The sequence below is a fragment of the Synechococcus sp. H60.1 genome, assembly GCF_047462335.1.
Taxonomy (GTDB): domain Bacteria; phylum Cyanobacteriota; class Cyanobacteriia; order Thermostichales; family Thermostichaceae; genus Thermostichus.
The window spans coordinates 1-7,959 of the sequence record NZ_JANSJA010000169.1 but is presented as its reverse complement, the minus strand read 5'-3'; the positions used below and the strand labels follow the sequence as shown (position 1 = coordinate 7,959).

8 protein-coding genes are annotated in these 7,959 nt (G+C 61.0%); 5 read left to right on the top strand and 3 right to left on the bottom strand.

The genetic code is table 11. The features are described from left to right. The 4 genes from NW852_RS08650 to NW852_RS08635 all read left to right on the top strand — a co-directional run. On the top strand, positions 1-190 hold a 190-nt coding region (locus NW852_RS08650), incomplete at its 5' end, for a hypothetical protein (protein ID WP_414426650.1). A gap of 386 nt (positions 191-576) precedes the next feature. After that, positions 577-1,956 carry a DUF3084 domain-containing protein gene (locus NW852_RS08645; RefSeq protein WP_414386354.1) on the top strand — a complete coding sequence of 460 codons (1,380 nt, stop codon included), beginning with the start codon at positions 577-579 and terminating at the stop codon, positions 1,954-1,956. Beyond that, positions 1,953-2,411 (top strand): pre-16S rRNA-processing nuclease YqgF, encoded by a 459-nt coding sequence (locus NW852_RS08640; protein WP_414366492.1) that lies wholly within the window; start codon positions 1,953-1,955, stop codon positions 2,409-2,411. Before NW852_RS08645 ends, NW852_RS08640 begins: the two co-directional genes overlap by 4 nt. Continuing rightward, entirely contained in the window at positions 2,383-3,507 is a 1,125-nt protein-coding gene (locus NW852_RS08635; RefSeq protein WP_414366493.1) for an extracellular solute-binding protein, read from the top strand. Before NW852_RS08640 ends, NW852_RS08635 begins: the two co-directional genes overlap by 29 nt. A gap of 67 nt (positions 3,508-3,574) precedes the next feature. Here NW852_RS08635 and tig read toward each other — a convergent pair whose 3' ends face one another. From tig to ccsB, 3 genes are all read right to left on the bottom strand, one after another. Then, positions 3,575-5,248, bottom strand: coding sequence for a trigger factor (gene tig, locus NW852_RS08630; RefSeq protein WP_414372749.1), 1,674 nt, complete (start codon positions 5,246-5,248; stop codon positions 3,575-3,577). 88 nt (positions 5,249-5,336) lie between these two features. Beyond that, on the bottom strand, positions 5,337-5,720 hold the full coding sequence (locus NW852_RS08625) for a LapA family protein (RefSeq protein ID WP_414366497.1): 384 nt from the start codon (positions 5,718-5,720) through the stop codon (positions 5,337-5,339). An 84-nt stretch (positions 5,721-5,804) separates the two neighbouring features. After that, on the bottom strand, positions 5,805-6,815 hold the full coding sequence (gene ccsB / locus NW852_RS08620) for a c-type cytochrome biogenesis protein CcsB (protein ID WP_414335454.1): 1,011 nt from the start codon (positions 6,813-6,815) through the stop codon (positions 5,805-5,807). Between the two features lie 239 nt (positions 6,816-7,054). On the opposite strand from ccsB, the gene NW852_RS08615 reads away from it, so the two are divergent. Further along, positions 7,055-7,954, top strand: a complete 900-nt coding sequence (locus tag NW852_RS08615; RefSeq protein ID WP_414426649.1) for a hypothetical protein — start codon at positions 7,055-7,057, stop codon at positions 7,952-7,954. Positions 7,955-7,959 lie beyond the last annotated feature (5 nt).

Here is a 7,959-nt window from a genome sequence, read left to right as displayed (position 1 = left end):
GGTGGGGAATCCCGCGCCTTACGTTGATCGAGCTGCCGACTTTTACGGTGCTACCCGCAGCTTTCCCTTCGCCGTAGAGGAAGAGATCGCCGATGCCCTCTTGGCGGCAGGGGCAACCACTCCTGAAACCCATTTTCTCGAGGTCGGCATTGGGACTGATTCAGCGTTGATATTTCTAAACGGATGTTAGCTGAGCAGGTGGAAGCCTTTTTGCGGTCTCAAGGGGCTCATGTGTCTGCGCATCCACCCAGAGTTAGGCAAGTCTTATAGGGAGGGTAAGAAATTTTCTTGTGGGCATTGCGCTTGGAGGGGTGACACTGACCTGAACGGTGCAAGGGCTACCGCACTTTTGGGGCGTTCTATAAACACGCCTGGAAGTTTGTGGCTGGCTTGCTCTCTAAGCGAGCCTGCTTCAGGGCTACTGTTCGCGTCAGCGGGATCAAGTCCTTAAACCCTATCCGCCTATGCGGTGGAGTAGTTTATACCAGGGCCGCACTTCTCTGGCTCGGCCTGCCCCCAACTTCCCAAACCTTCACAGTAACCTTGCTAAGATTTCCATGGCAGGGATCCCGGTCTATGCAAGGCGTACTGCTGATCCTTTACATGTTGTTTGTCAGTGGCCTGATTGCCGTTGTCGGGGATCGGGTCGGGTATCGGATTGGCAAAAAGCGCCTCACCTGGTTTAACCTGCGTCCCCGCCACACGGCCGTTTTGGTAGCCGTGATTACCGGCGTGAGCATCTCGGCGCTGACCTTGGGCACGCTGCTGCTCCTCAACCGCTCTCTTTCGGAAGCCCTGTTCAGCTACACCAACCAAATTGCCCAGGCGGAGCAGGAGCTGCGGGCCCTCAACCGCCAGAAAGCTCTTCTGGAAGGGGAGAATGCCACTCTCAGAGCCGAGCGAGACCGCCTTAAGCTGGATCTCGACCAATTTCGCAGTCAGCAATCGGCAGCCCAGACCCGCCTGAGCGAAGTCCGGGAGCAACTGGCCATAGCGCTACAAGAGCGGCAAGAGGCAGAGGCGAAGCTGGCGGCAGCCAACGAGCAACTGGCCCAAGTGCAGCCCAGCCTGGAGCGGGCCCAGGCAGAGTTGGAGGCGGTGAAGGCAGAGGTGGAGGCGGCCCGAAAGATGATTGCCGATCTGGAGTCGCAAAAGCAGGCTCTGCAACTGGATCGGGATCAACTGGAGCGCTCTCTGGATACGGCGCAGGGGGCCCTGAGCCAACTGGAAACTCAAAAAAAGCAGCTTGAGCAGGAGATTGCGCAGCTCAACCAGTTAGCGGTGCGGCTGCGACGGGGAGAGCTGGCCATTCTGGCGGGAGAAGTCCTGGCTACAGGAGTTGTGCAAACGCCAGCAGGGGCAGAGCCGGCGGCAGTGCGGCGGCAGTTTGAGCGAGTTTTGGCCCAGGCAGAACAGCGGGCCCTTGCCCTCGGCTCCCAACCCATCCCCCCTCTGGAGAACGCCATCCTCATCCGCCGCGAGGAGGCCGACCAAGCCCTGGAAAAGCTACAAGAACCCGGTAGCTGGGCGGTGCGCATTCTTTCGCTCTCCAATCGGCTTAAGGGCGAGCCTGTGCCCGTGCTGGTGCAGATCTACCCCAACCAGCGTATCTTTGCCAGGGGATCTGTGCTGGCGCAGGGTGTAATCCAGCCAGGCTTGAGCGAGAACGAAATCCAACAGCGGCTGCTAGAGCTCCTCAACCAGGCCAATCAGCGCTCCCAGGCAGAAGGCCTCCTCTCGGATCCCATCACCGGCACTGTCGGAGAATTCTCGCAGGTGAAGTTCTTGGAAGTTGTGCAGCATCTCCGCCAGAGCACTACCCCTCTGGATGTGAAGCTGGTTGCCGACACCGACATCTACACGGCGGGGCCGCTGCGGGTGAGTTTCCTGATGGCGGAGGCCTCTGGCCAGCAGGACGCCACCCCCGTTCAGCAGGCGGGGCAGATTGGGGGATGAGGGATCCACTCCACCTGGGCGGGCTGGAAGAGGGGCGAGTGCTGATGGGCTTTGACCCGGGGCGGGACAAGTGCGGCCTTGCCGTGGTGCAAGTTCAGCCGGCGTGGCAGATCTTGCATCGGGAGGTGGTCTTGGCGGGGGAGGCCTTGGCCAGGTTGCAGGCCCTCTGGCAACAGTTTGGGGCGGAGCGGCTCATCCTGGGAAATCAGACAACGGCGCGAGGCTGGAAACAGCAACTGCAGTCGCTCCTCCCACCCCAACAGATCGTTCTGGTGGACGAGAGGCACAGCTCCCAAGAGGCCCGTCAGCGCTACTGGGATTTTTACCCACCGCGGGGATGGGAGCGGCTGTTGCCGAAGGGAATGCGGGTGCCGGACAAGGCTTACGATGATCTGGTGGCCCTGATTCTGGTGGAGCGGTACTGGCGTGGGCAAGCAAGGGCTGAGCCGACGTGAATTTCTATACGGGATCCTGCTGGGGCTGGCGGTGGCCGGCTGTGGCGGGCCTAGGGGCTCTCTGCCCCTCATTCTCGCCCTTAAACAAGGGATCCCAGCCAGCTTGGTGAACGAGTTTCGCCGCCGCACCCAGGTTCCCTTTCGGCTGCAACTGTTGGACGAGCGGGCCCAGTTGCTGGCCTACCTGCGGCAGAGCGTCCAGCCGCCTGAGCCGGCCTGGTGGGATCCGGGGAGATGGTTCCGGTGGCAGCCGTCAGCAGCGGCCCTGAGCCTGTTGGGAGCTGACGCCTTGGATCGGGCCATTGCTGCCGGTTGGCTGGATCCCTTGCCACCTGACCTCTTGGGGGAACGATGGCAGCACTTGGATCCCCGCTGGCAGGCTGCTGCCCGGCGAGAGGGGCAGATCTGGGGCGTGCCCTGGCGCTGGGGGGTAACGGCCATTGCCTACCGCCGCGACCGGGTGAGCAACCCCATCCGGGACTGGGCGGATCTGTGGCGGCCTGAGCTGGCCGGGAAGCTCACCCTACCGGATCACCCCCGGGAGGTGATCGGGCTCGTCCTCAAAAAGCTGGGCCGCTCCTACAACGATCCCCTCGATCCCGAAGAGGCCGAACTGCGGCGAGAGCTGGGATCCCTGCACCGCCAGGTTCTGGCCTATACTTCCGCCGACTACTTGCCCATGTTGCGCCTGGCCGATAGCTGGGTGGCTGTGGGCTGGTCGCAGGATCTCTACGTCACCCAGGCCAACTACCCCGAGCTGGAGGTGGTGATCCCGGCTTCGGGATCCGCCATCTGGTGGGATGTCTGGGTGCGGCCTCATAGAGCTCACAACGCTTCCCCAGAGCTGGAAGGATCCCTGCTGGCCGACTGGATTGACTTCGTCCTAACCCCAGAGTTCGTCCCCCGCCTGGTGAACTTGAGCGGGATCGCTTCGGTTTTGCCGCTGGATTGGGCCCAACTCCCCCCTCGGCTGCGTCGCAGGGCTGACTTCCAGCCTTCTACCTGGGAGCGCGGCGAGATTTGGCGGCCTCTGAGCTCCGCCGAAGCTGAGTCCTATCTTCGCCTCTGGGATCAGATGCGGCGCGGCCTCCTGTAGCCTGGCTTTTCCTGACCCCGGCGGCCAAAGTGTGAGAACCCGCAAGTCTGGGGGTAACTAGGATCCTCTACTTGCCCTTTCTGCTCTTTTTGCCCGGTTTGGGTTTCTCCTCGGCTGCGGCGGCCTGTTCCGGTTGCAAGCCAGTAGGGGCTGTGGCCGCCTCTGCAGAAGGCTCAACCGCCTCAGAGATCCCAGACACCTCTGCTTCTACAGAAGGGAGAGCTGCCTGCGGCTCTGTTGCGACCTCCCCCTCGGCTTTCGTATCGACACGAGGCTCAACTGCCCCAGGGATCCCAGATCCCTCTGCTTCTGGCCTCTCGGCCTCAAACTCCGCCTCCGGCACCGATGTGCCAGCCGATTCAGCCCTCTCTTGCCAGTCTTCACCCTCAGAGCTGCCAGAGAGGGTGGGATTCCCCTCGCTATCGACCCAGTTGACTGTGGTCTGAGCCTTCAGCCAGGCCATCACTTTGTTGGTCAGCAGATCTTCGTGAACGACTTGGCGTACTCGCTCCCGATCCAGCTTCTGCCCTTGCTGGGCGTAGGCCGCCATCACCTCTTCCACCTCGGCTTCCAATTCGTTGGGGCCTACGGCAATCTGCTCCTGCCGGACAATGGCACTGAGAGCCAAGGTGCGCCGCAGCCGGTTGATGGCCTCAGGCCGGTAGCGCTCCATCCACTGGTTAAGGGTTTCGGGCGGCATTTGGGACAAGAGCTTGCGGATCTCTCCCGGCGTAACCCCTTGCTGCTGCTGCAGCGACTGAAGGCTTTGGGCCAACAGTTGTGTCGTTTCTTGCTCGACTAGGGTCTCCGGCAGATCCACCTCAGTGGTTTCCAAGATGGCGTTGAGGATGGCCGTCTCCAGGTTTTCCTCAGATTGCCTGAGAGCATCTTGTTCGAGGCGCTTTTGCAGGTGTTCCCGCAGCTCGGCCACCGTCTGAAACTCGCTGATCTCCTGCACAAAGGCGTCATCCAGCTCCGGCAGCTCTTTGGTCTTGATCTCTTTGAGGCAGACGGTGAACGTAACTGTTTTCCCGGCCAACTCTTTTCTGAAGTAATCGTCGGGGAAAGTGGCTGTGATCTCCTTGGTTTCGTCGAGCTGCATGCCGACAACGCCCGCCACAAAACCGGGGATGAAGTTCTCCTCTTTGAGCTCCAACTGAAAGTCTTGGGCGGCGATCTCCTCCAGGGGATTGCCCTCGGCGTCGCGAGCTTGAAAATCGATCACTACCACATCCCCCAACTGGGCGGGCCGATCTTCTACGGGCAGGAGGGTGGCCCGCTGATCCCGCCACCGGTCGATGAGCTGGTCGACCTGTTCGGGCTTGACGGTGACGCGGGTGGCCGTGACGGTTAGACCTTTGTATTGGCCGACGCGGGCTTCGGGGTACACCTCCACATACCCCGAGAAGCTGAAGTCTGCCTCCGGGTTGAAGCGATCGAGAAGCTGCTCCACCTTGTCGTCCAGCTCGAAGCGACTGATGGGACGCAGTTGGGTGTCCTTGAGCGCCTGTTGGATGGCCTCGTTGATCAGGTCATCGACGGCACTGGCCATGACGCGCTCGCGGCCCACCTGGCGCATCACCAGGTTGCGGGGGGCCTTGCCCTTGCGAAATCCCGGGATCTGGATGTTCCGCTCCAGTTGGCGCAAGGTTTTTTCGTAGGAGCGCTTCACCTGGTCGGCTTCTACCACGATTTTGAGGCCAACCCGGCTGCCAGGGCGTTTTTCTTGTGTAACCTGCATAGGAAGTGATGGACTAGTGGAAGAGGCCGTTAGAAGTTCAATTCTACCCCAACCGCTTGGGGATCGACGGGATCCATACGGGGCAGTTCTAGGCAGGGGATCCCTCGGTGGCCACTTCTTTCACCTCCTGGATGTCCTCTTGGGGTTCGGCGCGCTTGCTGGGGGGCAGTTGCTTGACCTTGGCTTCCAGCTCCACCACCATTTCCTTGAGCTCGGTGATGGTGACTTCCTTCTCCTGCAGTTGCCGATTTTTTTCGCGGGCTTCGATGCTGAACTGGATACGCATCCAGAGGCTATACAGCCAGGCAAGGGCGGCCCCGATCCCGGCAGAAGCCAACAGTTCAATCACCAGCGGGCTTTCGATGGTGACTCCGGGGGCGAAGTTAATCGTGACTGGGGTGGCGTTTTGCATGGCAAAAAGAGCGATTCCCAGGAGGGCCGAGAACAGGATCAGGTAGTTGAACAGTTGCATGATTTTCTCCTTCGAGGGATCCACGACGGCTTGCCAGCACCAGAATACCCACAAACGGGGGTTGATTTGTTGGCCCGAGAGATCTCAGAAGAACCAGCCATAGCTGTGTAAGCCTTTGCCCAGAAAGTTCACCCCCAGATAACACACCCAAACCACCCCAAAGCCCAAGCTGGCCAAGAGGGCGGGGCGCCTGCCCTGCCAGCCTTTGGTGATGCGGGCGTGCAAATAGGCGGCAAAGACCAACCAGGTAATCAAAGCCCAGGTTTCTTTGGGATCCCAGCTCCAGTAGGTGCCCCAGGCTTCGTTGGCCCAGACGGCGCCGGCAATGATGCCGATGGTGAGCAGCGGGAACCCCAGCCCGATTAGCCGGTAGCTGGTGTTGTCTAAGATTTCCGCCAGGCTCAGCCGTTGCCAAGCGATCGCTTCGTTGGGTGCCGGTTGGGGAAGAGGTTCAGCCGGTCGGGGGGAGCGGATCCCGGCGTAGACCAGTTCTGCAGCAGGAGATGGCAGGGTGGCTTCTGTCCATTCCGGGTGGGTTGCAGGCTGAGAGGGGCGAAATTGCAGGCCGAGGGAGTTGCCCTTTAACTGAACTTCCTGGCCGCGGGTGACGATGAGAAAAGTGATGGCCAAAAGGGATCCCACCAAGAGGGCTGCGTAGGCCAGCAGCATCACAGTTACGTGCATCATCAGCCAGTTGGATTGCAAAGCCGGCACCAGTGGTTGGGCCGCCTGCATATCTTCCGGCAGGGCCAGGGCGGCAAAGGCCACAATGCCTGTCGCCAGCGGGGCGGTCGTCACCCCCACCCAACGGCTACGAGTCCAGTGGAGAGCCAGCAGGTGCAAGGTGGTGATCCCCCAGGCCAAGAAAAACAAAGACTCGTACAAGTTACTCAAGGGGAAATAGCCGGCATCGATCCAGCGGGCCGTCAGCAGGGCGGCGATCGTCAAGTTTGCCCCGATCATCCCCGCCAAGCCCAGCTCAGACAGAAGCTGCACCTGGGGAAACGCTGCCCCCCCCCAGTAAAACAGCATGGCCCCCAAACAGACAGCAAAGGCCATGTTGTTGAGTAAAGCCTGCCACTGAGCTAGATCCAAGCCTGCAAAAGCCGTTATCGCCAACCAAGCCATACCTGACCTCAAAAGTTCTCCTGACCCCGCTTGGGCCAGACCGCTGATCCCATTCTAGGGTGGGGGAGGGGATCTTCCCCAAAGGACACATGCTGGTAATGTGGGGATGGCTTATCTGCTGCTCGGCAGGATACCGAAAGTGTTGGGATGTGAGGCTCATGCAAGGACACGCGGGAAAGGCCAGAACCTGGAGATGGGGATGGTGGATGGCTCTGGTGGCAGCTCTTGTGCTGGTCGCTTGCGGTGGATCCCCGCCTGAACAGCCCCAGGAACAGCTACCTCAGCTCGAGCGGGTACCAGTGCCGCCGGAGATTGCCAAGCTGGATGCCCACTTGGAGCACTGCCGTCCGCGGGTGCAGATCCTCAGCCCTAAGCCGGGTGAGGTGTTGTCGGAGCGGCAAGTAACCGTTCGCTTTGCAGTGCAGGGGTACCCGCTTTTTAAGGATCCGCAACTGGGCCTCGGCCCCCATTTGCACGTAGTGCTGGACAACCGGCCCTACATCGCCCATTACGATGCCGATGCTCCCCTTGTTTTTGAGGATTTGGAGCCGGGATCCCATACTCTGCGGGTGTTTGCCGGCAAGCCCTGGCACGAGAGCTTTAAAAACTCCGAGGCCTACGCCCAAGTCAGCTTCCATGTGCTAGCGCCTACGCCGGAGTATGTGCCGCAGCCGCACCTGCCTTTGCTCACCTACAACCGCCCCACCGGCAGCTACGGTGCCGAGCCGATCCTGGTGGACTTTTGGCTGGCCAACGCCCCGGTACGCGAGAGTCTGCTGACCGACCTGCCGCGGGATTGGCGCATCCGCTACACCCTCAACGGTCAGTCCGGCCTGCTGGATCGCTGGGAGTCTTTTTACTTGAAGGGCTTGAGGCCCGGTCGCAATGTGATGGTGGTGGAACTGGTGGACAGCAAAGGGGATCCCATCCGCAACGTGTTCAACAGCGCTGCCCGCGAGATCACCTACACCCCCGGCGGCCAAGACACTCTCTCCAAGCTGATCCGCGGCGAGCTGAAAGCGGAAGAGGCCCTGGCCATTGTGCAGCCCCAGCCCACACCCACACCGACGCCGACACCCACGCCCCGGGCTCTTATACACATCTGACGCTG

Excerpts from the sequence above, each read along its gene's own strand:
- NW852_RS08615 (WP_414426649.1), top strand. The coding sequence starts at position 7,055 with ATGGCTCTGGTGGCAGCTCTTGTGCTGGTCGCTTGCGGTGGATCCCCG.
- NW852_RS08645 (WP_414386354.1), top strand. The coding sequence starts at position 577 with ATGCAAGGCGTACTGCTGATCCTTTACATGTTGTTTGTCAGTGGCCTG.
- NW852_RS08640 (WP_414366492.1), top strand. The coding sequence starts at position 1,953 with ATGAGGGATCCACTCCACCTGGGCGGGCTGGAAGAGGGGCGAGTGCTG.
- NW852_RS08625 (WP_414366497.1), bottom strand. The coding sequence starts at position 5,720 with ATGCAACTGTTCAACTACCTGATCCTGTTCTCGGCCCTCCTGGGAATC.
- tig (WP_414372749.1), bottom strand. The coding sequence starts at position 5,248 with ATGCAGGTTACACAAGAAAAACGCCCTGGCAGCCGGGTTGGCCTCAAA.